This is a genomic window from Gluconobacter sp. P5B12 (genome assembly GCF_018812035.1).
Taxonomy (GTDB): domain Bacteria; phylum Pseudomonadota; class Alphaproteobacteria; order Acetobacterales; family Acetobacteraceae; genus Gluconobacter.
On the sequence record NZ_JACRVV010000008.1, the window covers coordinates 82,462 to 106,926 of the forward strand.

Here is a 24,465-nt window from a genome sequence, read left to right on the forward strand (position 1 = left end):
TACGGGGGCATTTTCATGAAGACATTCTGGCTGGCTGCGATCCTGGCGATTGCTCCTTCTCTCGCGGTAGCACAGGCCCCTCGTTGTCCGGCACCGGCAGCTGTTCCATCCAAATCTGATCTTCCTCATCTTCTGATGACATCCCAGGACCGCGGGTTTCTGTGGAAAGCCACGAAAGATGGTCATACGTCGTGGCTGTACGGCACTGTTCATGCCTCTCGCGAAGAATGGTTGATGCCTGGGCCGCTAATACGGTCCGCCATCCTGCAAAGCCAGGCTGTTGCGCTTGAACTGAATCTGCAGGATCCCCAGACACTGGCAGCCCTTCGCAAACCCGAAGAACCGACCAACCGCGAAAGGCTGATTGCTTCCGGGCGGAAGAAAAAACTCGATGCCCTGGCAGATGAACTCTGTATTCCCACGGCAGGCTTTGCCACTACGGCAATCGGCCTTGAAGCGGCCGGGCTTACCGCATCAGCTGCGCGCGCGGATGGATATTATCCCGATTATGCCGTCGATCTTGTCCTTCAAGGAATGGCTGGCAGCCTGAAAAAAGAAGTTATCGCTCTCGAAGATGTTCAGACACAGCGTAACCTCCTGATCTCCCCCAAGCTGTCCGAAGAAAACGCCTTCATTGATGAAACCATCAAGCAGATTTCGTCGGGGGAAGCGCGGAAAGACGAAGATCAGCTTATTGCGATGTGGGGACACAGCGATCTGACGCGACTGAACCAGTACAAACAATGGTGCAAATGTGAGCGGACACCACAGGAGAAACACCAGACGTTCCACATGATTGATGAGCGAAATGCAGCGATGGCCCAGAAAATCCTGACCCTTCATGATTCTGGAAAGTCCCTGTTCGTAGCGGTTGGGTCTTTACACATGGCGGGCCCACAAGGACTTCCTGCGCTCCTGAAAAAGGACGGTTTTGACGTTCAGCAGATTGTGCCTGCGCCTTCAGCAAACACATCGCTTTAAACAGCGGGTGCTTTGCCTGAACGACCTGGGGGCGGTACAGTCTGGCGGCAGTACTTTCTGCATTCGGACAGGGCGGATGGTGACCCCGACATGAAGCGCGTTTTCAGGAAAATCTTTTCCCGCCCACCCGAACGTGAGGCAGCCCCCCCGCTGCCTTCTCATATCGAAATCATCCGTGAGAAAGCCCTGAAAGGGCACCATCTGGAAATCGTCCAGTGGGGGCAGGTCCTGCTGGAGAGCATTTATGTTCCCAAGGACCCTGTCGGCGCACTGGAATGGTTTACCATTGCCGCAAAGGCCGGGTTCGGGCCGGGACATAATATGCGGGGCCGGTGTTTTCAATTCGGCTGGGGATGCGAGGAAGACCTTCAGGAAGCGGCCCGGTGTTATGCAGCAGCGGCTAAAGCTGGAGACGAATGGGGCCGTTATAATCTGGGCATTCTGACCATGCGGGGCATCGGGCAGCCCCAGGATCTGCCAAAGGCGCTTCATCTGTTTCAAACAGCGGCGCACAACGGCCATGCCAAATCCATGAACCTGTATGCACGTTTTCTGGAAGAAGGCTGGGTTGTGCCACAGGACCGTGCGGCAGCCTTGGACTGGTATCGGAAGTCAGCAGAAGGCGGAGATTACCGGGGGCAGCACAACTATGCGACGGCACTGGTGGATGCTGGCGAGATTGACGAAGCGCTGGGCTGGTGGCGCAAGGCTGTTATGGATGCCACGTCTGACATTCTTCTGGCGATGAGCAAGAAGCTGGTCCTTTTGGGGAACAAAAGAGATCAGAATCTGGAAGAGCGCGTTCAGGAACGCCTGAAGGAAATCGGCATCCGCTCTCAAGGAGAATAATATACTCTCCAGCGCTGTATTCCCATGTATCCTGAGCTTGGCGCACTCTGCAGCTCAGAGCTCAAAAAGACGTCCTAGCGCCCGAGAAGACGACGCGCCTGTTCGGCATCCTGAACAATCTGGGCCTTGAGTTCCTCAAGCCCAGAGAAGCGCTTTTCATCCCGCAGAAGCGCAATCAGAGCAACGCTCAGGGTTTTGCCGTAAAGGTCTTCCGAGAAATCAAAAAGATGAACTTCAAGGCGGCTTTCCTGTCCATCGTTTATGGTCGGACGCCGGCCGATATTCGCTACTCCGGGAATGATCCGTCCATCTGGCAGCGTCACCTGAACGGCATAAACTCCGCGTGCGGGTTCGAGATGCTGACGAAGGGGGATGTTCGCTGTGGGAAAACCGAGAAGACGTCCCCGCTGATCCCCGTGGATGACCGGCCCGACGATCGACCATGGTCGGCCCAGTTCCAGCGCAGCCCGTTCAGGATACCCTTCCTGAAGAAGGCGGCGAATGCGGCTGGATGAGATAGGGCCGCCCTCATCCACTAACTGCGGTACAATCGTCAGCCCGACACCCTTTGGCGTCAGAAGCGCTTCCAGATCGTCAGTGTTGCCGGTTCTGCGATGACCGAAGGCAAAATCTGCGCCACAGGCGACGTGACGGACACCAAGAGCCCCCAAGAGCACATCATGAACAAAGGATTCTGCGCTTAACCACGAAAAATCCTTGTCGAAGGGAATCTGAAAAACATGGGCCACGCCCTGCTCTTCCAGCGCCTTGGCGCGGACATCCGGAAGCATGAGGCGACACGGCAGATTCTGAGGGCGAAACAACTCTCTCGGATGCGGATCAAACGTCACAACGGAGAGCGGATGGTCAGGACGCGCTGCACGAAGGCTATGCAGCAGGTGCACATGTCCACGATGAACACCGTCGAAATTCCCTAGAGCGGCAACCGTGCCGCGGGCGTCCTTCGGAATATCTCGCCAATCAGTGTGCAGGGTCATGCGGGGAGACTGAACTTCTGGGTAACGTCATTCAAATCTGCCGCGTGAAGAACACCCGTGTGCGGAACTGTGTGATCCTGTGGGCGCACGAGCTGACAGACCTGAAGCCCAGCTTCCATCGCAGCGTCCAGCTCGGCTCCAATATCGGAAAGGAAAAGGATATCTTCCGGCTTTAGACCGCAAACTTCTGCAATTTTTGTATAGGATGCCGCGTCTTTCTTCCCACCTGTGGAGAGATCGAAGAAGCCGTCGAACAGGGACGTCAGGTCACCTTGTTCCGTATAGCCATACAGAAGCTTCTGCGATGGAATGGAGCCCGAAGAGTACACTGCGAGACGCAGGCCGCCCTCAGACCAAGCCTTCAGGGCCGGGGGAACATCCTTGTAGAGATCTGCACGGAGCGTGCCATCTTCAAAACCCTGCCGCCAAGTGATGCCCTGAAGTGTTTTGAGGGGCGCCGCTTTCTCGTCCCTGACCATCCAGTCCTGACAGACCTTCAACGGATCCTCTCCAGGATGGGAGATGGCAATATCTGCTCGTGCGGCCACAACCTGAGGGTTTGTGTGGTCTTCGATCAAAGCCGGAAGAGCCTTGGCCGCATAAGGGAACATGACGTCCCGAACGAAAGAGATCGGCAGGGTCGTGCCTTCGATATCAAGCAGGACGAGACGGATCATGTCAGACTTTCAGGAGGAAGTGGAGACGTCTGCGGGGAAACGCTCGGCGATATCATCGCCTGTATATTGCGCGATCCACCCGGTTGTGTCGGTGAAAACGCGCAGAGCGACCACATCCGGGGACGGGCCAGCATCAAACCAGTGCGGAATGCCTTCCGGCACAGAAATCAGGTCTCCGGCCGTGCAGAGAACCGAATAGATCCGGCCGTGAATGTGGAGGACGAAAGCGCCCTGACCATGCACAAAGAACCGGACTTCATCTTCGCTGTGCGTGTGCTCCGAGAGGAACTTCTTGCGCAACTCTGGCAGATTAGGCGTGGACGCATTGATGCGCACCACGTCTGCACTTCCCGCGCCCGTTTCACCCATCAGGGTGTCGAGATAGGGGCGATATGCATCCAGAATCTCATCTGTGGTCGCGTCTTTTGCAGGCGTGACAGGCGGCGTCCAGCGTTCAAAACGGATATTATGCGGACGCAAGGTCTCGGCGATTTCCCCGGGGGTGGTGACGTCGAGAAGGATCGTTTCGGGGCTATCGTCCCGATAAACAGTCAGTCTGCTCATGGTTCAGCGTGCCTTCTGGAGACGGGCGAGATGGCAGGCGAGCAGGAATTCAAGCCCTTCAAGCCGCGCCAATGCTGTGAACATGTCTTTACCCCAGACATAAACGCCATGACCGCGAATCAGGTAACCCAGACGCATGTCCGACAGTCTCGGAGCAACAACTGTCGAGAGACGGGCGATATCCTGATCGTTGTGAAACAGGGGCAAGTCCAGGATGGTGTCGTGCGTTGATTGGCCTTCGAAAACCTTCAGCACTTCATAGCCCGCGAGGGTGATCGCGTCTGTTGGTTCATCCATGGACAGGATGGTGGCCGCAACAGAGTGACCGTGCAGTACAGCCCCGATCGACGGGTCATGCGCATAGAGCTGGGTATGCAACAGGGTTTCCGCACTGGCACGCTTCGTTGGGTCCAGCGGTACGCCTTCAGGGGTGATCTGGATCACGTCCTGCTCTGTCAGGAAGCCTTTGTGGCCTCCAGAGCGCGTGATGGCGATGCGGCCATCTGCCAGACGTACGGACAGGTTGCCAGCTGTAGCTGGAACCCAGCCGCGCTGATCCATCCGCTGGCCTGCCCGGACGATTTGTCCGGCGGCCTCGGTCCATGCCGTATCAGACGTCGTATTCAACATCAGACCTGCGTGCGGTGCGTGTCGCTGTTGGTAGTCGTCTGGCTGTAGCCGGGCGACTGATTGGGGGCCGAGATATGACCCGGCGCCTGATTGGCTTCAGGTGGCGTCATGTTCTCGTCTTCGCCCATGTTCTTCTTGAAGGACTTGATGCCCTTCGCAAAGTCTCCCATCAGGCCGCTGATCTTTCCACCGCCGCCAAACACGACGAGCAGGACGACCGCCAGGATCAGCCAGTGAACGGGGCTCATGCTGCCCATAATGTAATACTCCGAAAAGCCAAGGCTACACCTTCATGTGGCAAGGCTTGGGCGTTTGTGCAAGCGTTCGCTCAGGACGCATCATCCCGACCAGAGGCCGAAACGAAGCCATAGGTCGGATAGGCCCGGCGCCCCAGGCCGTGAATGGGTGCCCACCAGACCCGGACCAGAGTCCAGTCATGGCTGGGTGAAACATCCGTGATGGGGACATTGCGATCGATGCGTCCTGGTTCCCAGTTAGCATGATCTACAAGGATCGTGTTTGAAGAAATCTGTCTGCGCACGATCGAAACATGCCCACTCGGCACCCGGGACGTTGCCCGGAAGACAAGAACTGAACCCGGAATGGGGGCATGGCTCCGGGCATAATGCCCTGCTGACTGACGCCACCAGGATGCCGCACTGCCCCGCAACTGAAGACCTGTCCGGGACCGGGCATAGGGTGCGCACTGGAGCGGCCCGTTGAAACTGGCACGACTGTATTCGCGACTACCGCCACAGGCTGTGAGTGACAGCAGCAGGCAGAGTGCCAGTTTTTTCATGGGCGGCTCCGGAAAGCGATGATGCGGTCTTCTGCTTCTTCAGTGTCCATTTCCAAGGCTGTCTGCACGACATCCCGGGAGAAACCATTACGCGCAAAGATTCCCATAACGCGAACCGGGTCTTCTTGTGGGCGGTCCGGGCGGCAGAAGGGACCGACGCGACGTTTGCGCGCCAGAACGAGCGCAGCCGCCAGTTCAGCCTCACGCGCCGTTTCGTCTGATCTTTCACCCAGCGATTCGTTGAGTGCTTCCTGTGTGGTTGTCTGATCAACGCCCTTCGTGGCCAGATGTGCGGCAACAGCCCGGCGAGACCGTCCGGTCCGGGTCAGGTTCAAAGCGCGGGAACGGGCGAATCCGGCATCATTGACGGCTCCGAGTTCTGTCATGGCGACAATGACGTCTTCCACGGCGGGTCGAAGAGTTCTGATTGTGGCTTCGGCATCTTCTTCCGGCAGCCCGGCATGCACGGCACGCGTGCCCCAGCGCCGAAGACGCCGTTCCAGCGTCTGGCGCAGACTATGCTCGGTTGTGGCAAAGCGAGCCACGTGCGCCAGTGCCATTTCGCGTAGTGCCTTGAAATCGGGAGCTGTTGGTATGTCCTCCATAGCAGAAGAGTATGCTGCGAAGAGGGCATTTACGGCAAGATCGGATAGGGTCATCATTCAAGCCATGAGCGACTCTCTTTCAGCCCGTCTTGAGGCGGCTGTCTCCGCCCTTCCTGTCCGCTATCCCGGCCCCGGCGGGGCTGTGGCTGTTGTGAAAGATGGCGAGATTCTTGTCCGTCACACATGGGGCTACGCCAATGCGGAGCGGCGCCTGCCGTTCACCCCGTCTTCCCTGTTCCGCATGTGCTCCATCACGAAGCAGTTCACCTGCGGCGTATTGCTGGATCTTTTCCAGGACCCGGCGGAACTTGACGGAGATGTGGACGACCGGTTGCCACAACTGGATGAGCCAGCGCCAGGGGCGCTTCATCTTGCGCACAACCAATCCGGCCTGCGTGACTACTGGGCCGTGGCAATGCTGCATGGCGCACCAGTCGAGGGGTTTTTCGGAGATCGGGAAGGACGTCGCGTTATTGACGGCACGCGCACGCTCCAGTTTCAGCCCGGTACGTCTTACTCCTATGTGAACCAGAACTTCCGCCTGCTGTCTGACATTCTGGAAGACAGAACAGGGCGGAATTTCGCTGAACTGCTTCAGACGTCCATTTTCAATCCCGTGGGTATGGAACGGGCCATTCTGGCAGCCGAAACACGCGCCATGCCGGACGGGACTGTTGGGTATGAAGGAACCGTGGAGAGCGGCTTCCGCCCGGCTGTCAATAACATCTGGTGGACCGGGGATGCAGGTCTGGGCGCTTCGCTGGATGACATGATTGCCTGGGAGCGTTTCATTGATGCGACGCGCGATGATCCTGACGGGCTTTACAACCGTCTGACAACGCCGGTGACCTTCCGCGATGGTGAAGCAGCGCCTTACGGATTTGGGCTGCAACGCACATCACTTTTCGGACGTGATGTGACGATGCATGGTGGCGCGCTAAGGGGCTGGCGGTCCCACAGGCTGCACGTCGCGTCTGAGCGCCTGTCTGTCGTTGTGATGTTCAACCATATGTCACCTGCACAGGTTGCAGCGGGCCAGATGCTGGCAGCAGCACTGGGTGTTCCCTATGAGCCGGATCGGGCGACACAGCCGCCTCATGAATTGTACGGCACCTTCATTGAGCGAGAGACCGGGCTATCCGCGCGAATCGAGCCTGCTCCCGGCGGAGCCAAGCTTCGATATCTGATGGTGCCGGAAATGCTGGAGGGGGTTTCCGCCTCACGAGCTGAAACACCAAACGTCCAGATCGTTCGTCAGGGAGACGAAATCCGGATGGAGCGGCCGGGTGAAAATCGCGTGGGCATTCTCACCGCCTGTGAGGAAACTGCCGGTGAAGACATAGAAGCACTTGAAGGCGTTTATCGCTGTGAAGAGCTGGATGAGGCAGAAGTCACCATCGAACTGGCAGGTGGCGTGGTCTATGGCGGTTTCTCAGGCTTTCTGGGCAATGGCCGGATGGAACCGCTTCAGAGACTGGCACGGGACGTCTGGGTTTTGCCATGCCCTCGGGCGCTCGATCATACGGCGCCGGGCGACTGGACGCTGCTGTTCGAGCGGGATTCTTCAGGCGTCAACACCGTGAAGGTCGGATGCTGGCTGGCGCGGGATCTGGTTTACAGGCGCGCCTGACAACCGTTCTTTGCCCGCAAGGGGTTTGACGGATCGTATTTCTGCCGCACAGTATGTGTCTGCGGAATCTTTGGCCCTGCCCCGGGCGACCGGGGCAGGGTTTTCCGATTCTGCAGCTTTCATTCACCCTGATCCAGGATCGACGATCATCATGATCTCCTCCCTCATGCCCAATTACAAACGTGCCGACCTTGCTTTCGAGCAGGGCGAAGGCGTCTGGCTGACGGCATCGGACGGGCGACGATATCTGGATTTCGGGGCTGGCATTGCCGTCTCTTCGCTGGGCCACGGCCACCCGAAGCTGGTGAAGACCATTGCGGATCAGGCCGCGAAGGTCATGCACGTCTCGAACCTTTACCGTATTCCGCAGGCTGAAAAGCTGGCGGATCTTCTGGTGAAGAACTCATTCGCGGACTCTGTGCTGTTCTGCAACTCGGGCGCTGAAGCAAACGAGGGCATGGTGAAGATGATCCGTCGGGCGCAGTTCGAGAACGGCCATCCCGAGCGTACGCGCATTCTTTGCTTTGACGGCGCCTTTCACGGTCGGACATTGGCCATGATTTCTGCGACCGGAAATCCTGCCTACCAAAAGGGGTTTGGGCCTGTTGTTGAAGGGTTCGATCATGCGCCGTTCAACAATACCAATACCCTGCGCGCGGCTATTACGCCGGAAACTGCCGGTATTATCGTGGAGCCCATCCAGGGTGAAAGCGGCATCAAGCCAGCGTCCGAAGTCTTCATGAAGGCCTTACGCGCAGTCTGTGACGAGCACGGCATCTATCTTGGCTTCGACGAAGTCCAGACCGGTGTTGGTCGGACAGGAAAGCTGTTTGCGCATGAGTGGTATGGCATCAAGCCGGACGTCATTTCCATTGCCAAGGGCATTGGTGGCGGCTTCCCGCTCGGGGCTGTTCTGGCAACCGAAGAGCTGGCCAAACATCTGACACCTGGCTCGCACGGGACGACATTTGGCGGCAATCCCTTGGCTTGTGCGGCAGGAACGACAGTTCTGGAAGAAGTTCTCAGCCCCGGCTTTCTGGAGCATATCTGCACGGTTGGAGAGGCCTTCGAAGGCATGTTGCGAGATGTCGTAAAGCGTTCACCGGGCGTTTTTGACGATGTCCGCGGCATGGGTCTGATGCGTGGTCTGCACTGCGTGCCACCTGTTGGAGACGTGATGCCGCTCGTCACGGCCGCCGGGCTTCTGACCGTTGGTGCGGGCGATAATGTGCTGCGTCTGGTGCCTCCGTTGATTGTGACGGAAGAAGACTGTCAGGTCGCCTGCAAGAAATTGATCGAAGCGGCCGAAGCCTACTCAGCCGCCCATAAGAAAGAACAGGAGAAAGTGTCGTGAGTTTGGCAATTGCCCCCCGGACAGCAGGAACGGAACAGCAGATGCCACGGCATTTTCTTGATATTCGCGATTTCAGCGGCGAAGTCATCCGACAGATCATTGATCTGTCGGCCCGGATCAAAGCGCTGCAGAACAATCGCGAGACCCCACTGCATCCGCAGCGTCCTCTTGAAGGACGCACTCTGGGACTAATGCTGGCACAGCCCTCCACCCGCACACGTGTTTCATTCGAAGTGGGTATGGGGCAGTTGGGCGGCCAGGTGTCCGTCCTTTCACCGGGAGACATGCAGCTTGGCCGTGGGGAAACTATTGCGGATACGGCCCGCGTTCTGTCGCGCTTTCTGGATGTGATTGTTCTGCGAACCGGTAAGGACGAGAACCTGCGTGAGCTGGCAAAATGGAGTACGGTTCCGGTCATCAACGGTCTGACGCCGGTCTCTCATCCCATCCAGATTCTGGCAGACGTACTGACGTTTGAAGAGCATCGTGGCCCGATTGCGGGAAAAACGCTTGCGTGGATTGGGGACGGCAACAACGTAGCCACTTCCCTGATGGAAGCGGCAGCTCTGCTCAAATTCAATGTTCGTCTGGCAACGCCAGAGGGGTTCGCGCCCAGTGAGCGTGCTGTTGCCTGGGCACGCCAGAATGGTGCCTCCATCGAGGTCTTCCAGAACCCTGCCGAGGCTGTCGTGGGCGCAGATGCTGTTCTGACAGACACGTGGGTCAGCATGGGGGACAAGGATCGCGATCAGCGCCTTGCTGCCTTCCGTCCTTATCAGGTGGATGCGGCCCTTATGGCAAAAGCTGCACCAGATGCCCTGTTCCTTCACTGCCTGCCTGCCCATATCGGGGAGGAAGTGACTGCCGAGGTGTTCGAAAGCCCGGCGTCTGTTGTTTTTGACGAGGCGGAAAACCGCCTTCATACGCAAAAGGGCCTGCTTCTCTGGGCTCTTGGAAGAGAGAACGGGTGATCGATACACCGCCATTCCTTGACAGGGGACGCCCCAACGTCCCGAACATGGTCGTTTCAGGAGGGATTGTGCCATTTCATCTGGCACAGTCGCCCGTCCGGGGACGACTGGTTCGGCTAGGAGCGCTGGCAGACGCCATCCTGTCGCGGCATGACCTTCCGGATCCTGTCCTGATAATGGGTGGTCAGGCCCTAGCTCTGGTTGCAGGCATGGCGTCTGCGCTAAAATTCAAAGGGTCTTTCTCCCTTCAGATCAAGGGAGACGGTCCGGTATCCTTGCTGCTGGCAGATGCCACGGACACAGGCGACCTGCGTTTTACAGCCCGGCTTGCGGAAGAGGCTGATCCAGCAGCGCTGCCAGTGTCCCCCAAAGAGTTGCTTGGTAACGGCTACCTCGCTTTCACGATCGACCAGGGGGCGGATATGGACCGCCATCAGGGCATCGTGGAGCTAACGGGAGAAACCCTCTCTGAGATGGCCGTCCACTATTTCCAGACCAGCGAGCAGCATGACTGCTGGATCCGTCTGTTCTGCCTCAAGACGGTTGACGGCTGGCGGGCCAGTGCCCTTGTGCTGGAACGGATTGCCGATGAAGGCGGCATCGAGAATGCCGCTCAGGCTGAGGACGCCTGGGAAACGGCCTGCACGTTTGCCGAAACATTGCAGGACCGGGAGATGTTTGACGAAACACTCGAAAGTGGCGATTTGATCCATCGCCTTTTCGGGACGTTAGACGTTCAGATCGCTACACCACGCGCTCTGGCTTACGGCTGCCGCTGCTCCCGGGCACGATTGGCCTCAGTGCTGGAGCGTTTTGGCGAGGACGACCTGGATCACATGGTGGAAAACGGCGCTATCACGATGAACTGTGAGTTCTGTAACGTCGGCTTCCGTTTCACCCGTGATGAGCTTGGAGAAAAACCTGCATGACGCTTCCACTGCTCGACGGAATCAGGATCGACGACCTTCCCGTCGAACAGCTTTATCCAGGCTGGGTAGCCTTGGAGCGCCATCCTGTTATTGGCCAGTTCGAGGTCATTCTCTTTCAGGATGAAGACAGCGGACGACAGGCCTGCTGGTGGATTGAGGATGGAGCGTACAAGGGCAGTCATGTCATGGCGCTTCACCCGGATGTGCAAGACCGCCTTCTGACTGGCATGGACCCGGTATTCTGGCCACTGGCAGAAGGGGTGCTTGGCGGTGACATCCGGGACGATGCTGTCTCTTTCAGGACTGACCTTCCTTCGACAGCTTTTCGGGAGCTGTCGGGTCTCTGGCTGGGACGACATGCCCCCCATGCCATTTTCATTGCTGCAGGCCATGCCGATAGCGGAGAAGCCCTGACCTGTCCCGATGGGAAGCCTGTGGCAGAAGGGCGTATGAAAGCGCTACTCTCGGCCCGAAGAGGCACAGACGTTCTGGTTGTCTCCTCTCCTTTCTCTGCAATGCCTGTCCGGGCGCAGATTGAGATGAAGCTGGGAGGCGCGACAGCCTATCGCTTCCACGACGCACTGGAAAACTCGGTTTTCTATCTTGTGTGGGACGAAGCGGCACCTGAAAATCGTCCGTCGTTCTACTATCCCAGCGGCCCACTCCTGATTAGCGATAATCCGTCAGGGCCACTGATTCCGGGCTGGATTTTGGAGTGGTTTGCACGACATTCCGAACACGCCGATCTCATCAGAGCTGCGCGTCCTTTCCTTCCGGAAGATTTTGGTGTCGGTCAGGCGTCTTCGCTACGGACGCCCCGCGTTCCTCAGGCGGCTCCGGCTGCGGCGGTTGTGAAACCGACTGATCCTGAGCCAGAAAAGCCTCCTGATAACAGTCCGGAAGTGACGGAAATTCGGGAATCAGAGCCTGTTCAACGTCGGTCTTTTTTGCCGGAGCTTCCGTTGGAGCCGCCTCCGGTATTACAGTCACCGCACAAGAAGGGGCTGTTCGGGCGTTTCAAGAGCCTATTGGGCCGCGACGACCAATAAGATCATGGGGAATAGCGTGATGGGTGTACGGTACTGGTTCGGAGCTGTTGCTCTGGGATTATCACTCGGTCTTGCGGGTTGTGCAGATGATGAGCCAGCGCAGACATTCCCTCCCGCAGACTACAGCTATTTGTCGCAGTTGCACCTGAATGTGGCGACAATCAACATTCAGGATGAAGCTGTTCCATCCCCAGGTTCCCTGAGTTCGAAAGCCCCTACGCCCCCCGATCAGGCCCTGAAACAAATGGCTAACCAACGACTGGTGGCCAGTGGACAGCAGGGTCAGGCAGCATTCATCATTAAACAGGCCTACATTTCTTCAGAGGGCGAGAATGCGATCTCAGGCGCCCTGGATGTGCAGCTGAATATTGCCGATGCGGGAAATCTGCATACGGGATATATCCATGCACGGATCAGCCGAAAGCTCGACACCGGCACCAAAAGCGCTACATCCCGCGCCTCTCTTTATGCCCTGACTAATCAGATGATGCAGGACATGAATGTTGAACTCGAGTTTCAGGTCCGCAAAAAGCTCATGAGCTGGATGACGGATGCGGTGGGCAACCCTCTGGTTGATGGCGGCGTGAAGCAACAGGCTCTTGATGGATCAGGCAGCCCCACACCGGCGACGCCTGCAAAGCCTGTCCCACAGGACGTTCCGGCCGTAGTCACAAGCACGCCAAGCGTTGCCGCCCCCGTTCAGGCCAGCGTTCCAGATGCCATTTTCCCCACGGGCGCGGGTGACGATAGCGCGGCTCCGGCGATTACGGCACCAAAGCAGAAGTCTCCTCCTGCAGGTGTTCTGCAACTTCCATCCAACGGAAAAGCCAGCGATTCAGGCGGATAAATAGCGCTCATCGCTAAATGATGATCGAAAGTTCTCTGGCATTGCGACCTCTACCCGTCCTATGGGGGTCTGATATCTTTTATTCCGGATATGTTTGTTTTCCGAATATGACCCTACCCTTATGCTGGAGAACAGTGTGCCTTCGACGGAACCGACCGTGACCCGCCCTCTTCGCCGCAGTTTTGTCAAAGGCCTGCTTGGATCCACATCATTCTGGATGGTTGGCGGCCACGCCCACTGGGCCGAGGCTCTGGCCGAAGAATCGAAACAGTCCTACCACCCTTCCTTCTTCACACCTGACGAGTACCGCCTTCTGGAATCCGCTACCGAGCGGCTTTTCCCGCAGGATCAGCATGGGCCAGGTGCGCGCGCATTGGGCGTTGCAGAGTTTATAGATCGTCAGATGGAAACACCCTACGCACAGGGAGACAACTGGTACATGTCAGCCCCTTTCGTGCAGGGACCAGCTAATCTCGGCTATCAGCTCCCGTTTGTACCGCGCGATTTGTATCGCAAAGGCCTTCAGGGACTGGAAGCCTATACCCGCCAGCAACATGGAAAATCCTTCCCGGATCTTCCAGTCGCAGAGCAGGAGGCCATCCTGACGGCACTGGAAGGCGGCTCTTTGTCATTGGGCGATGTTCCAGGCCGGGTTTTCTTCGAGCAACTTCGGACCAATACTCTTGAGGGTGTTTTCTCTGATCCCCTTTATGGGGGTAACAAAGGGCTAGGCGGGTGGCTGATGCTGGGCTTCCCGGGGGCCCGGGCCGATTTCATGGACTGGGTCAATCAGGATGGCGCCGCCTATCCGTTTGGCCCTGTTTCCATCTCAGGCGAAACGGCCTGAGGGGCTTAAATCATGACAAAAAAACACGTAGACGCAATCGTGGTCGGAGCTGGCTGGGCTGGTGCGATCATGGCGAAAGAACTGACCGAGGCCGGACTGTCCGTCATCATGCTAGAACGCGGCTCTGAGCGTACGACGCCCGTAGAAGGCGCTTACCCGGAGTCCATCGATGAACTTCGCGGGGCAATTCGCAAACGCCTCTTCCAGAACCTTTCCCAGACAACAGTCACGGTCCGCAATACTATTGATCAAACTGCACTGCCCTATCGTCAGTTAGCAGCATTCCTGCCGGGCGAAGGTGTTGGGGGAGCGGGGCTTCACTGGTCAGGCGTCCATTTTCGCGCTTCGCCAGAAGATCTCAGGCTTCGTAGTTCCGTAGTAGAGCGTTACGGCGAGAAGTTCATTCCTGAGGACATGAACCTTCAGGATTACGGCGTGACCTACGCAGAGCTGGAACCTTTTTTCGACAAGGCCGAAAAGGTTTTCGGAACATCTGGCGAAGCCTACCGGGTCAACGGCAAAATTGTCGGAAACGGTAATATCTTTGATGGAGACCGGTCGGATAATTTCCCGCTCCCGGCCATGAAAGACACCTTCACAGCCTCTACCTTTCGGGACGCGGCTTCCCAGGTAGGCTATCATCCCTATTCCCTACCCGCAGCCAATGCATCCCGCCAGTATACGAACCCGTATGGCTGCCAGATGGGGCCCTGCAATTTTTGCGGGTATTGCAGCGGGTATGATTGCTACCTCTACTCAAAAGCATCCCCGAACGTAAACGTTCTGCCTGCTCTCCGGCAGGACCCTCGGTTCACTCTTATTTCTGATGCGCACGTTCTTCGTGTCGACTTGGACAGCACCAAGAGCAAGGCAACCGGTGTCACGTATCTGGAGACGAAAACGCAGAAAGAAGTGTCGCTCTCCGCTGATCTCGTCATTCTGAGTGCGTTTCAGTTTCATAACGTCCATCTGATGCTACTGTCGGGCATCGGAAAGCCGTATGATCCTGTTCAGAACACAGGCACGGTTGGGCGCAACTTCGTTTACCAGACAATTACATCGTCTCGCATCTGGCTACCGCCATCCAAATATGCCAACCAGTTCATTGGTGCAGGCGGCGTTGGTGTCGCATTTGATGACTTCAACAGCATGAATTTTGATCATGGCCCGCTTGGCTTCATCGGGGGGTCTCCGGTGTGGGTCAATCAGGCCGGAACGAAGCCCATTGCTGCAGCCATCGGGACAGGCGGCGGGGGCACACCACGATGGGGCTCAGCGTATAAAGGCGCTCTCATCGACAGTTATAAGCACTCCATCGGGGTCGATGCACATGGCAGCAACATGGCCTACCGGGATGTTTATCTAGACCTGGACCCGACCTGGAAAGATGCTTACGGCTTGCCACTGCTTCGCATGACCTTCACGTGGAAAGATAACGATATCCGCATGAACCAGTACGTTGTCAGCAAGATTGAACCGCTGGCAAAAGCCATAGGCGCCACGAAGACCAATCTCGTTCATCTCAACGCTGGCCAACCCTTTGACACGCGCCACTATCAGACTACTCATCTCGGCGGCGGCGCAGTTATGGGAACAGATCCCAAGACAAGCGCGCTCAACCGCTACCTTCAAAGCTGGGATGTTTCAAACGTGTTTGTCATCGGCTCCAATGCTTTTCCTCAAGGGATGGGATATAACCCCACAGGCACCGTTGCAGCATTGGCATATTGGGCGGCCTACCACATCCGTACAACCTATCTGAAATCTCCTGGTCCATTGGTGAAGGCATGAAATTTTTTCCTTTTCTGGCCTTTACCAGCAGCGTCCTGTTCTTCAGTTACGATGCCGCAGCTAATGATGAAAAATCTGCCCTGATCGAAGAAGGCCGTTATCTTGCCGCCGCTTCTGATTGCGCAGCCTGCCACTCAATTCATGGTAAACCGGAATATTCTGGAGGAGTATCGTTTTCTCTTCCGATCGGTACAGTTCATTCCACGAACATTACCCCCGACATGGAGCACGGGATCGGCAAATATTCAGAGGCCGAATTTGGAAAAGCCCTGCGAGAAGGTATCCGCCGAGATGGTGCAACGCTTTATCCCGCAATGCCCTATCCATCCTATGCCCGCCTGACAGATCATGACGTTCATGCGCTCTACACTTATTTCCATGAAGGTGTTGAGGCATCATCCGTCGCAACACCGGAAAATGGTATTCGCTGGCCATTTTCCATGCGGTGGCCTCTGACATTCTGGCGCTGGATGTTCTCCCCTGCCCCGGTCAAGGCTCAAGCCAAGACGCTTCAGACATTTACAGACCCACAGATAGCCCGCGGAGCTTATCTGGTGGAAGGTCCAGCACATTGTGGAGCCTGTCACTCACCACGTGGTCTTGCAATGCAGGAAAAAGCTCTTACAGCGGCTGATAGCGAAGCCTTTCTGTCAGGCGGAGTAGCCGTCGATGGGTGGGTCCCAACCTCTCTTCGTCAGGAAAACCGGACTGGCTTAGGTCGATGGAGCGAAGAGGACATCGTCGCGTTTCTCAAAACCGGACGAAACATGCAGGGAGAAAGTTTTGGTGCCATGACGTCTGCCATTGTCCATGGCACGCAACACCTTTCTTCCGCAGACCTTCTTGCCATGGCCAAATATCTGCGCACTCTTCAGCCTTACGACAAGACGCAGAAAAACTGGGTCTATGACCCCGCATCCACCAATGCTCTGCGGAAAGCCGATGTTTCCGCGCGAGGTGCCAAAGTCTATATCGATAATTGTGCAGCCTGCCATAGAACAGACGGCAAAGGATATCCTGCTGTCTTTCCGCCGCTTGCGGGTAACCCTGTTGTCATGGGAGAAAATCCGGCGTCACTCGTTCACATCATTCAGAGTGGGGCAACATTACCCAAGACTGCGACAGCCCCTTCTGCCTTTACGATGCCGGATTTCATGCATCGCCTAAGCGATCAACAGATCGCAGATGTCACAACATTTATCCGTCATGCATGGGGAAACAACGCTCCTGCTGTCAGCCCAGAAGACGTTGTAAATCTGAAAAAAGACATGCCGCCGCGCAATATGGTGGACGGCGAAATTTCATTGAACTGAGGCTACGTGACGAGGGGATCATCCAATTCATGTCCCCTCGTCTGCCTTAAGGCAGGAAACGATACATAACGCATCCGGAATAACCAGAGCCACCCGGTGATTTCGTTCCATCTGCAGATGTAGAGTAGGAGCCACCGCCGCCAGCGCCAAAATGGGTAGCGCTACGGCCGCCCTGGTTTCCACACCGACCACCGCCGCCCCAAGGACCGTTACCGCCGTAGCCTGCAAAAGTGCTTGAATTCGTTTGACCGTCCCCCCCCGAGGTTCCGATCTGATTCCAGACAGTTCCTCCTGACGCTACGCCTCCTTCGCCACCAGCAGAGCCCATCGTACTGTAAAAATAACCGCCCTGACCGCCGCCAGCCTGTAGCAGGGTTTGACCATTATAACTGACAAGAGAGGTACCACCCGTCTGCTCCGGTCCACCACCTGCACCCACTGTCACGTTCAGCGTGCTACCAGTTGTCAGATTAACGCCATAAATACCCGAAGCATCTCCGCCACTGCCGCCGCCACCGCCAGAAAATGATCCGTTTAGTGTCATTGAATTAGACGATGCGCCGCCACCGCCGCCGCCCACAACACGCAGTTCCACACGAGACGCCCACACTGGAATAGAAAGCGACGTATTGGTTGTGACAAGCTCCATGGGCTGCATAGCAGCGCGAAGCAACGTCTGTGTTGCCAATTCAGGAATAGTTGGCCAGAAAACCTTCCCTGCCTGAGGCTGCACACCTGCAAGAGACGTAACCCCCTGAGGCACATTCAGAGTATACAGCGCAACGACTGCCCCACCTTTAGGAGCCGTTGGGGTATCCGTCGAAACGACAAAAGAGAGGCCTGCCCGTCTCCGTGTTGGTAAAGCATTTCCATCATTATTTACGCCTGCCTGCGTCTGCGCGGGATTTGAGGCATTGAAAAACGGCAGGACGGTCTCGTCGACATCCTGTTCAGCGCAAAGAGCGAAAACAGTATAAGTCGCGCCTGTTCCTGGAACAGGCACCCTCACATCCTCATCAGTTGAATACTGGCATGTTGTAGGCGTTGCATCCGCCTCATAGCCCCCACCAGCGCCGCCCAAAAATGCAGCATCCATGGCACCGGATGTCGTGATGGAGCCTGCCCCGATTGTTACAGACAGATCTGAAAGAGAGGGTTTGCAGATCAAACCCGAAGCAGCTGTCACGTCGCGCCCGTAGAGCATGTCAGACAGGTGACCGAGCGCGGCCTTTCCATACCTTCCTACGCGCAGCAGATCCGTATCCATTGGAATTGATCCTGCGTATACAATTGCCCGATCCATTATTTGCTCACCTTGACCCAGCCTGTCACGCCGCTGGCTGCTGTTTTTTCGATTGCCTGATAAATTACGTGGGCATCAGCCGCATGCCCCAGCGCCGTTTCCACGAAGAACTGTCCGCCCTGTCGGCTACCGTATCGCAACCCTGCGCCCCCATATCCATATCCCCCACCTTCCGCCGGCATCGCGGATGATGCCAATGCATGGCAATCCGCTGCATTCAGGGGTTCAAAAATGGTGGGAGCGACACCTGTAACCGACAATAGAGCGTTGAAAACAGCCTCGCGGGTGTTTTTTTGTGCCACCAGTGATAACACAATGCGGGCGCGATAATCTCTGTCCTGCTCTGATGTGCGGCGCGCTAAACCGTCTGGTCCAAAATAATCAGCAGCCAGCATATCCAGAAAAGGGCCACTCATCGTCATCAGGCGCGTCTGCTGCTGACACTCCTCCAGCAATGTCCATATCCCAGCCAAAACGGCTGAAAATCCTCTCAGAACAGCGACAAGAACTGGGGCAGTTTCGTCCTCCAGATCCTGAGGAACAGCCGGGAACCAGCCAACAGGCAGGAGACTTCTCAATCTTGATGCAAAATCATCGATGGATCCGGGAATAACCCCCGTATCCAAAAGAATTTTTCCATCCGTCGCTCGAAGGACCGCTTTCTGGCTGTCGTACAATCTAGCCATACTTCAACCTCCAGTCTGTTCTGGAGTCATCAGCGGGATACGATAATCCGTTCCATTGACGCTGATATGCAAAAAGCCTCCCCCCACTGTGGCGGGAAGTGTGCCTGCCGCATTCGTTACCGGGGAAGAGATTTGCAACTGCCCTCCCTCTTCCGGAAACAAACCAAGGTTTGACGATCCGTTTTCGCCACTTTGCACATACAGACCAGCCGCCTGAGTGCCTGCCCCAGGTTGGACCTGCAAAGTGTTGTTGGGTGCCACAGCACTTGCGACTGAAAAGAGTGTCTGTCCTTCGATATTGCTGAACAGAATTCCATTATCGACAAAGTCCTGTCGTACGCCCTTCGAACGCTCTGTCACGGTAGAGCGGACAAATGCTCCAACATTCCCTCCCGAAACCCCACTAACGACTTCTGGTGTGTGCCACTCCAGAGCATGATTACGCGCAAGAGACAGGGCGGAGGCATATCCATTATCTGTCCCGTTGGTGCCGCTTAAAGCAGTTGCGCCGAAAACAATACCAACCTGCCAGGCGTTAGGGTTTGAAACAAAAACGACCCCTGCTGCTGCATCGGAAGTATCCGTGGTTTGACCGCCACCAGCACCGAGCTGAATGCCATAAACGCCGCCGCCGACATTGGGGGCATACGGCGTAGACTGACCAATAGCCAACCCACCAAAATTGACCGCTTCAAGTTCCATGACGAACGTCGGTTGATAATTCACACCAGCCAGACGCCACGCCTCTCCATAATAAGCATAGGCTGTGGTCGTCGTGGGTGCAGATGTGTCATCAGCGACACCCCAGGACGCAACACCAATTGTACTCGGTTGAAACCCCAAAGTGTCTGGTGCCGTTTTTGCATCAGATGTCCGGGACGCTGCGACAAAGGCACTGTTCCCAAATTGGGCCACCGAAGCGCATTGCGCATCCTGCAACGCCCACGGACCAATCGAGGTGGCGCCCATTGTCTGGGACAGCCACTCGTTTTTAGATGCTGCCTCCCGATCGCTCAGTCCCGGATTAGCTGCAGCATCCCCAATCAGAACGCGATCAGCAAAACGACTGATCCTTGCCCCTTTGTCCTGATAGAATGCCCCACTTGGCTGGGAAACTGCTGGAGCCCCTGCAAGCTGGGAAGCCGTTGCGGTAACGGTTTGATGGCCACTGGAATCTGCCAGCACCAGAACTTCATCGCCCGTCAACGTTTCAAGCCGCGGGTATGTATTGAAAACAGGCATAGCCTTCCTTCTGCCCCGATACCGTTGGCAGGGGGCCTGTCTGGTCAGTTCTGAAGAACGTTGATCTGAATTGTGCCGACTGTCAGAGCCTGCTCGCCATTCGCAGCAATATCGGCTTGTCCACCATTCAGGCGGACATCCAGAACGGAGGTAACCGTCACGCCTGCCCCGACATATGCCAGATACGAAAGGCGGCTATAGGCATAACCTGAACCGACACCCGTGCCTGCGATATCTTCGCTCAGAGCCTTCTCAATCGCACTTGCGGCTTGCTGAACCATCACCGACATTGGCACGACGACTGTCATGGTCACGTTAACCGCGAGCGTCTGGGGCGGTCTGACCGCAAAACCCACACCCAAGGCCCGAACAGCATCCACAGCCTCATAAACCTGGGTCAGAAGCACATCCGAAGGCGAGCCACTTCCGTCATTCACAACAACCGTAAAATACCCGGTCTGCACAGTTCCATCAGCAGCAACGCCATCTCGCAGCGAACTCGATAATCCTGTCTGAACACCAGCAACCGCATTCCCGACGGCTGCTCTAGACGCCGAAGCTTTTGCTGCCAGCCATAGAGGAAAGCGCGCACGAAGCTGCGCGTCTGTTTCCTGATCCGCACCGTTGAGAAAGGCGGCTGGGTTGGTAACGGTATCAATGCCGGAAATAGCTGTGCCCATCAGACAGAGCGCACCAACAGACACATTGCCACTTGACCCCGCAACCTGACATTGCACCGGAACCGATATGCTCTGCATATCCGTCTGCCGAACATACCCACCAGCAACTTCGGACCAGACAGGCAGATTACTTTCTTTAATCACTGAAAATGAGAGGCCAGAAACAGTGCGAACAATCGCTCCTGGTACAATGACTGCCGATTGCTGGGATGGCGAAAATGACATCATCGTCACCATCCCAGTAGATGCAGTTCCCGGCAAACGCGTCATTCCGAAATCTTCGACAAAACTATCGCAATCCTCAGCGGAGGAAGTTGCCAGACGTGTGCGAAGCAAGGTCTGTAAAACAAGATACTGCAGCCATAACCCTATGCCACCGACGCCTTCCATCAGTGCCCGGACGGGCGACCCAACGGAGACATCCAGAAGCTGCGCACAGGAAGACTGCGCCGTCGCCACGGCGGTAGAAACCGTCGTAGCAAACGAGCGAAGAGAAAGAGACATTACGTCCTCCGGAAGCGCAGAATATAGCTCCACGCTTCTTGTTTAGGCAGAAAAATCCAGTGTTTGCTGTTGTCTTGTGGCAGCATCGACATAGGAAATATGGCACAGACAAAGACCGTCAGCGCCAGCGCTCACAGTCACATCAACGGAATGACCGGGATCAACTCCCGGATCCTTTAAAACTTGCACCCGAATGGCAGCCTGCATGACGGACGGGATAATAACCTCCCCAACCATACTTTGCAGGCCCACCCCATATTCCGGCTGCCAGATATAATCACCAGGATTGGTCAACAAACGCCTTAAGAGCCGCTGACGTGTTTCTTCAGCTCCGGAAATGACGTGTAAGCCGCCTTTACCCAGAAGCAGATCTCCCCCACACAAATGACTGATGGAACTCATCCAACAGGTCTCCCTGTCATCTGGCTGCCCATCAAATGTATGTGCTGCGCCAACGAGTGCTGATCCGTTTGAATATCGCCACCGGAAACCATCAGGCCAGTTGCCGAAAATACAGCCGTTAAGCCGCCTACACTCAGCGAAATACCATTCTCTGCGATATGTAGCCGCGAGTTTCCTGCCCCTAAAATGACCCCGTCAGCACCAATCTGACACCAGCCTGCCTGAGAATTTACGTCACCAGTTTGGCTGGTCATTTCTTTTGGCGGAGCACCACATCCTGCCCTGATCAACATGGTTCCAGGTTGAATAGCCTGACCATCCAGGGGAGAAACGGGCGCGGTCACGACCGTATCAAACACAGCCCCAATAGCAATCAGATGCTCACCATCACCTTCAAGTGGTAACAGAGCAACGTGGGTCCCGGGTTCCGATGGACAGGATACACGCAGATTTCCGGCCTGCACGCCCGCCACATCCGGTATCCACCCCGTTTCCACATTATCGGGCTGAATACGAACCTTGATGGCATGGTTCACAGGGTCAACTGCTGACACAATTCCAAGAACAGCATGCGCACTTCTGTTTGCAAAAGCAGCAGCTACCATTCGCGTATCACTCATGCCCCACTTCCCCGGTTACGCAAAACCACATGCTGAATAAATCCATCATTCACGGAAAAACGGGAGACAACCTGATCCACACCCAGCGTCTGCTCCGTTGGTCCCAATGAAATCTTTATAAATTGCCGTGGTCGCAGCCCAATAATACCCGGCATTGAAATCCGGGCAGACATTGCGTGGGCAGAAATACGTTCATACTTCCCACGAGCCAGCCGTCGCAGATCTTCCAGACGACGGCCCGGCACACGAAAGCTATGAAGTGCCATCACCCCCGGTGGTGCATCCTGAAAGAATGTTTTGCCATCATAATAAACATGCGCGCTGCTCCGCTGTCGAGAATCCCAAGACGCCATATGCACCACAATGCCCGATAGCAATTGAAGATCTCGTGCAATATCTGTCTCAAATACGGCATTTCGAACATCAATAATTTCAGCCGTTTCTGCATTCACCCTAAACGGCTGGCAGACGAGCGTTTTTCCATCAGCATAAAGGTCGCACAATGCGTCCCTCGCAACTGTAAAGGCCAGATCTGCGGCCGTCTGAAAGCGATGGTGGGATAGTAGAGCCCCTCTTTTATGCTCTATTTGCCAGAACTGACCCATCATATGGTCAGAGCCATCATCAGGAAGAGCAATCCGGGTCTCAAGTGCCGCGCTTTTGGCAATATCCTGCAACAGATCAGAGCCCGTATGGTTCAACCAGGAATCCTGCACCCGAAGGTCTATAAGGGCAGCAAGAGCGTCCCGACACTCCATTTCGACCAGAGAATGCTCGTCAATACTCCGAACATGATCAACACGCCCTTGGAACAAAACAGTCCAGGGTCCTGAAGAAATTTTAAGGTCCCTGATTTCAACAGAAATCCATGGGCTTGAAAGTTCACCCTGTTCAAACCAGAACAATGCCTGTCTGATCGACTGTCTTTTTTTTGCGAACGTCAAAACTGCCGTATCGCAAGACTCATATCTGTTGGAGTCCAGTTCAAAACTTTTGAGCGCAAGATCCGGATTTTCTATCCCATCCCATAAAATTCGAACTTCAATCTGCCGTGCCGTCATCCTCCGGCCTCATCAGGAAGCCCAGATGAAAAAGTGAGGTCTTCCACCGGAATTTTCAGAGGCTGAACTGTTTCAATTCTGCTTAAATCTGGATCTGAAAGCCCATTACTCTGAGCAATTCTCCACCACTGGCAAGCATCACCCAGTTCACGCGCCGCAACATGAAAAAGCGAAATATCAGCAGCCGTTACAACAATATTTTTCATAATTCCTCACGCCTGCACCACCGGCAACTGCGTAGAAGCGCCTTGAGAGTCACTGATATAAGCCAGAGAACGATTCACCAGACCGCCAGTATCCGATGCCGCACTGTGCAAACCCGCGTTCCCGGCAACCACTCCCAGGGAAGACGTGTCCGCGATCGCTATATTTTCCAGATTTCTTCCCGTGCTATCCATGATGGACATCAATCCACTCCCTGCGGCCGTAAGCTGCTGGGATATGGCCGCCACGCTGGACGGAGTAGCCGCAAGATTAACACCATTCTGGCTCAAAACATTTGCCGTACCCAGTGCATCAGTAACTCTGGCCGCGCTTCCACCCGTTCCCACTAAAGTGGCCAATGGCATAAGCTGCCCAACGATGGAATTAACTTGCCCAGTCCCTGTAAAAATACCTTCCGAAATCTGCGAAACCATATCTGAAATAGTGTTTATTCCCCTCCCGGTATCATTTCCGAGAATGCCTGAGAGTGACGTTTGATCTGTCGCTGAACCCTTGGCTTCTGCAGGCCTTTCCAACGTAAGTTCATATGAACAGACGGCCCCCTTCGCTTCATATGAATAAACAAAGCGAGCAATCCAAACATCACTTGCTATGCCTGCCGCGGAGAATGCTACAGGCTGGCCTGCAATGCGCATCCGCTCCACAGCCTGTGCCCGAGCCTGTGCATTCGGCCCTAAAAATCGTCCCCGTAATTCCAGTCGGCCAGGATCGTTTCCAAGCGTATCAACAACACGCCCACCTCCCGGCAGCCTGTGCACGACCATCATCTGATGGCCGCCAACCTCAAGTCGATCAGGAACTTCAATGCCGCTCAGAACAAGTGAACCAAGCGTAACTGGAGCAGATGCGCCTAAACGACCAATGGAACCAATGGCGTTTTCAATTGCAGAGAGCGTTACACCCATTGC

Annotated in this window: 28 protein-coding genes; 11 read left to right on the top strand and 17 right to left on the bottom strand. The window is 55.8% G+C overall.

Annotated features, from left to right (window positions below; genetic code table 11):
* Positions 1–15 precede the first annotated feature (15 nt).
* The gene (locus tag KP702_RS13165; RefSeq protein WP_215769148.1) at positions 16–981 is read left to right on the top strand and encodes a TraB/GumN family protein; all 966 of its coding nucleotides are present in this window, start codon (positions 16–18) and stop codon (positions 979–981) included.
* Between the two features lie 90 nt (positions 982–1,071).
* The gene (locus KP702_RS13170) at positions 1,072–1,830 is read left to right on the top strand and encodes a tetratricopeptide repeat protein (protein WP_215769149.1); all 759 of its coding nucleotides are present in this window, start codon (positions 1,072–1,074) and stop codon (positions 1,828–1,830) included.
* Between the two features lie 74 nt (positions 1,831–1,904).
* Here KP702_RS13170 and KP702_RS13175 read toward each other — a convergent pair whose 3' ends face one another.
* The 7 genes from KP702_RS13175 to KP702_RS13205 form a co-directional block, all read right to left on the bottom strand.
* Positions 1,905–2,828 carry a bifunctional riboflavin kinase/FAD synthetase gene (locus KP702_RS13175; protein ID WP_215769150.1) on the bottom strand — a complete coding sequence of 308 codons (924 nt, stop codon included), beginning with the start codon at positions 2,826–2,828 and terminating at the stop codon, positions 1,905–1,907.
* Entirely contained in the window at positions 2,825–3,505 is a 681-nt protein-coding gene (mtnC, locus tag KP702_RS13180; protein WP_215769151.1) for an acireductone synthase, read from the bottom strand. The genes KP702_RS13175 and mtnC overlap by 4 nt, the downstream gene beginning before the upstream one ends.
* Before the next feature lie 9 nt (positions 3,506–3,514).
* Entirely contained in the window at positions 3,515–4,069 is a 555-nt protein-coding gene (locus KP702_RS13185; protein WP_215751074.1) for an acireductone dioxygenase, read from the bottom strand.
* A gap of 3 nt (positions 4,070–4,072) precedes the next feature.
* A complete protein-coding gene (locus tag KP702_RS13190; RefSeq protein WP_215769152.1) occupies positions 4,073–4,699 on the bottom strand; it encodes a methylthioribulose 1-phosphate dehydratase in 627 nt (208 codons plus the stop codon).
* Entirely contained in the window at positions 4,699–4,956 is a 258-nt protein-coding gene (locus tag KP702_RS13195; RefSeq protein WP_046900273.1) for a twin-arginine translocase TatA/TatE family subunit, read from the bottom strand. The genes KP702_RS13190 and KP702_RS13195 overlap by 1 nt, the downstream gene beginning before the upstream one ends.
* 71 nt (positions 4,957–5,027) lie before the next feature.
* The gene (locus KP702_RS13200) at positions 5,028–5,498 is read right to left on the bottom strand and encodes a CHAP domain-containing protein (protein WP_215751076.1); all 471 of its coding nucleotides are present in this window, start codon (positions 5,496–5,498) and stop codon (positions 5,028–5,030) included.
* Positions 5,495–6,103: a regulatory protein RecX gene (locus tag KP702_RS13205; protein WP_046900930.1), complete on the bottom strand. Its 609-nt coding sequence runs from the start codon at positions 6,101–6,103 to the stop codon at positions 5,495–5,497. The genes KP702_RS13200 and KP702_RS13205 overlap by 4 nt, the downstream gene beginning before the upstream one ends.
* Positions 6,104–6,167: 64 nt before the next feature.
* On the opposite strand from KP702_RS13205, the gene KP702_RS13210 reads away from it, so the two are divergent.
* The 9 genes from KP702_RS13210 to KP702_RS13250 all read left to right on the top strand — a co-directional run bounded on the left by KP702_RS13210 (position 6,168) and on the right by KP702_RS13250 (position 16,834).
* Positions 6,168–7,733, top strand: coding sequence for a D-aminopeptidase (locus KP702_RS13210; protein WP_215769153.1), 1,566 nt, complete (start codon positions 6,168–6,170; stop codon positions 7,731–7,733).
* A 151-nt stretch (positions 7,734–7,884) separates the two neighbouring features.
* Entirely contained in the window at positions 7,885–9,087 is a 1,203-nt protein-coding gene (locus tag KP702_RS13215) for an aspartate aminotransferase family protein (protein ID WP_202208065.1), read from the top strand.
* Between the two features lie 41 nt (positions 9,088–9,128).
* Positions 9,129–10,058, top strand: a complete 930-nt coding sequence (argF, locus tag KP702_RS13220; protein ID WP_202208122.1) for an ornithine carbamoyltransferase — start codon at positions 9,129–9,131, stop codon at positions 10,056–10,058.
* Between the two features lie 47 nt (positions 10,059–10,105).
* Positions 10,106–10,987: an Hsp33 family molecular chaperone HslO gene (locus tag KP702_RS13225; protein ID WP_202208121.1), complete on the top strand. Its 882-nt coding sequence runs from the start codon at positions 10,106–10,108 to the stop codon at positions 10,985–10,987.
* Complete coding sequence (locus tag KP702_RS13230; protein ID WP_202208064.1) at positions 10,984–12,036, top strand: hypothetical protein; 1,053 nt, start codon at positions 10,984–10,986, stop codon at positions 12,034–12,036. Before KP702_RS13225 ends, KP702_RS13230 begins: the two co-directional genes overlap by 4 nt.
* A 19-nt stretch (positions 12,037–12,055) precedes the next feature.
* Positions 12,056–12,883 (top strand): hypothetical protein, encoded by an 828-nt coding sequence (locus KP702_RS13235; RefSeq protein ID WP_215769154.1) that lies wholly within the window; start codon positions 12,056–12,058, stop codon positions 12,881–12,883.
* 121 nt (positions 12,884–13,004) lie between these two features.
* Entirely contained in the window at positions 13,005–13,730 is a 726-nt protein-coding gene (locus KP702_RS13240) for a gluconate 2-dehydrogenase subunit 3 family protein (protein ID WP_215769155.1), read from the top strand.
* 12 nt (positions 13,731–13,742) lie between these two features.
* A complete protein-coding gene (locus tag KP702_RS13245) occupies positions 13,743–15,521 on the top strand; it encodes a GMC family oxidoreductase (RefSeq protein WP_202208061.1) in 1,779 nt (592 codons plus the stop codon).
* Positions 15,518–16,834 (top strand): cytochrome c, encoded by a 1,317-nt coding sequence (locus KP702_RS13250; RefSeq protein ID WP_202208060.1) that lies wholly within the window; start codon positions 15,518–15,520, stop codon positions 16,832–16,834. Before KP702_RS13245 ends, KP702_RS13250 begins: the two co-directional genes overlap by 4 nt.
* A 46-nt stretch (positions 16,835–16,880) precedes the next feature.
* Here the strand turns inward: KP702_RS13250 and KP702_RS13255 are convergent, their stop codons facing one another.
* The 10 genes from KP702_RS13255 to KP702_RS13295 form a co-directional block, all read right to left on the bottom strand.
* Positions 16,881–18,101, bottom strand: coding sequence for a hypothetical protein (locus KP702_RS13255; protein WP_237390026.1), 1,221 nt, complete (start codon positions 18,099–18,101; stop codon positions 16,881–16,883).
* A gap of 35 nt (positions 18,102–18,136) precedes the next feature.
* Entirely contained in the window at positions 18,137–18,823 is a 687-nt protein-coding gene (locus tag KP702_RS13260; protein ID WP_202208058.1) for a hypothetical protein, read from the bottom strand.
* 3 nt (positions 18,824–18,826) lie between these two features.
* The gene (locus KP702_RS13265) at positions 18,827–20,065 is read right to left on the bottom strand and encodes a hypothetical protein (protein WP_202208057.1); all 1,239 of its coding nucleotides are present in this window, start codon (positions 20,063–20,065) and stop codon (positions 18,827–18,829) included.
* Positions 20,066–20,109: 44 nt separating this feature from the next.
* On the bottom strand, positions 20,110–21,249 hold the full coding sequence (locus KP702_RS13270) for a baseplate J/gp47 family protein (RefSeq protein WP_202208056.1): 1,140 nt from the start codon (positions 21,247–21,249) through the stop codon (positions 20,110–20,112).
* A gap of 42 nt (positions 21,250–21,291) precedes the next feature.
* On the bottom strand, positions 21,292–21,618 hold the full coding sequence (locus tag KP702_RS16275) for a phage tail protein (protein WP_371822782.1): 327 nt from the start codon (positions 21,616–21,618) through the stop codon (positions 21,292–21,294).
* Positions 21,605–21,655 (bottom strand): VanZ family protein, encoded by a 51-nt coding sequence (locus KP702_RS16585; protein ID WP_371822783.1) that lies wholly within the window; start codon positions 21,653–21,655, stop codon positions 21,605–21,607. Before KP702_RS16585 ends, KP702_RS16275 begins: the two co-directional genes overlap by 14 nt.
* Positions 21,648–22,271, bottom strand: a complete 624-nt coding sequence (locus tag KP702_RS13280) for a phage baseplate assembly protein V (protein ID WP_202208055.1) — start codon at positions 22,269–22,271, stop codon at positions 21,648–21,650. The genes KP702_RS16585 and KP702_RS13280 overlap by 8 nt, the downstream gene beginning before the upstream one ends.
* Positions 22,268–23,086, bottom strand: a complete 819-nt coding sequence (locus KP702_RS13285) for a hypothetical protein (RefSeq protein WP_237390024.1) — start codon at positions 23,084–23,086, stop codon at positions 22,268–22,270. The genes KP702_RS13280 and KP702_RS13285 overlap by 4 nt, the downstream gene beginning before the upstream one ends.
* A gap of 242 nt (positions 23,087–23,328) precedes the next feature.
* The gene (locus KP702_RS13290) at positions 23,329–23,538 is read right to left on the bottom strand and encodes a hypothetical protein (protein ID WP_202208053.1); all 210 of its coding nucleotides are present in this window, start codon (positions 23,536–23,538) and stop codon (positions 23,329–23,331) included.
* Positions 23,539–23,544: 6 nt separating this feature from the next.
* Entirely contained in the window at positions 23,545–24,462 is a 918-nt protein-coding gene (locus KP702_RS13295) for a hypothetical protein (protein WP_215769156.1), read from the bottom strand.
* Between the last annotated feature and the right edge of the window lie 3 nt (positions 24,463–24,465).

Coding starts and splice junctions, on each gene's coding strand:
- KP702_RS13165 (WP_215769148.1), top strand. CDS start 16: ATGAAGACATTCTGGCTGGCTGCGATCCTGGCGATTGCTCCTTCTCTC.
- KP702_RS13170 (WP_215769149.1), top strand. CDS start 1,072: ATGAAGCGCGTTTTCAGGAAAATCTTTTCCCGCCCACCCGAACGTGAG.
- KP702_RS13175 (WP_215769150.1), bottom strand. CDS start 2,828: ATGACCCTGCACACTGATTGGCGAGATATTCCGAAGGACGCCCGCGGC.
- mtnC (WP_215769151.1), bottom strand. CDS start 3,505: ATGATCCGTCTCGTCCTGCTTGATATCGAAGGCACGACCCTGCCGATC.
- KP702_RS13185 (WP_215751074.1), bottom strand. CDS start 4,069: ATGAGCAGACTGACTGTTTATCGGGACGATAGCCCCGAAACGATCCTT.
- KP702_RS13190 (WP_215769152.1), bottom strand. CDS start 4,699: ATGTTGAATACGACGTCTGATACGGCATGGACCGAGGCCGCCGGACAA.
- KP702_RS13195 (WP_046900273.1), bottom strand. CDS start 4,956: ATGGGCAGCATGAGCCCCGTTCACTGGCTGATCCTGGCGGTCGTCCTG.
- KP702_RS13200 (WP_215751076.1), bottom strand. CDS start 5,498: ATGAAAAAACTGGCACTCTGCCTGCTGCTGTCACTCACAGCCTGTGGC.
- KP702_RS13205 (WP_046900930.1), bottom strand. CDS start 6,103: ATGGAGGACATACCAACAGCTCCCGATTTCAAGGCACTACGCGAAATG.
- KP702_RS13210 (WP_215769153.1), top strand. CDS start 6,168: ATGAGCGACTCTCTTTCAGCCCGTCTTGAGGCGGCTGTCTCCGCCCTT.
- KP702_RS13215 (WP_202208065.1), top strand. CDS start 7,885: ATGATCTCCTCCCTCATGCCCAATTACAAACGTGCCGACCTTGCTTTC.
- argF (WP_202208122.1), top strand. CDS start 9,129: ATGCCACGGCATTTTCTTGATATTCGCGATTTCAGCGGCGAAGTCATC.
- KP702_RS13225 (WP_202208121.1), top strand. CDS start 10,106: ATGGTCGTTTCAGGAGGGATTGTGCCATTTCATCTGGCACAGTCGCCC.
- KP702_RS13230 (WP_202208064.1), top strand. CDS start 10,984: ATGACGCTTCCACTGCTCGACGGAATCAGGATCGACGACCTTCCCGTC.
- KP702_RS13235 (WP_215769154.1), top strand. CDS start 12,056: ATGGGTGTACGGTACTGGTTCGGAGCTGTTGCTCTGGGATTATCACTC.
- KP702_RS13240 (WP_215769155.1), top strand. CDS start 13,005: ATGCTGGAGAACAGTGTGCCTTCGACGGAACCGACCGTGACCCGCCCT.
- KP702_RS13245 (WP_202208061.1), top strand. CDS start 13,743: ATGACAAAAAAACACGTAGACGCAATCGTGGTCGGAGCTGGCTGGGCT.
- KP702_RS13250 (WP_202208060.1), top strand. CDS start 15,518: ATGAAATTTTTTCCTTTTCTGGCCTTTACCAGCAGCGTCCTGTTCTTC.
- KP702_RS13255 (WP_237390026.1), bottom strand. CDS start 18,101: ATGGATACGGATCTGCTGCGCGTAGGAAGGTATGGAAAGGCCGCGCTC.
- KP702_RS13260 (WP_202208058.1), bottom strand. CDS start 18,823: ATGGCTAGATTGTACGACAGCCAGAAAGCGGTCCTTCGAGCGACGGAT.
- KP702_RS13265 (WP_202208057.1), bottom strand. CDS start 20,065: ATGCCTGTTTTCAATACATACCCGCGGCTTGAAACGTTGACGGGCGAT.
- KP702_RS13270 (WP_202208056.1), bottom strand. CDS start 21,249: ATGTCTCTTTCTCTTCGCTCGTTTGCTACGACGGTTTCTACCGCCGTG.
- KP702_RS13280 (WP_202208055.1), bottom strand. CDS start 22,271: ATGAGTGATACGCGAATGGTAGCTGCTGCTTTTGCAAACAGAAGTGCG.
- KP702_RS13290 (WP_202208053.1), bottom strand. CDS start 23,538: ATGAAAAATATTGTTGTAACGGCTGCTGATATTTCGCTTTTTCATGTT.
- KP702_RS13295 (WP_215769156.1), bottom strand. CDS start 24,462: ATGGGTGTAACGCTCTCTGCAATTGAAAACGCCATTGGTTCCATTGGT.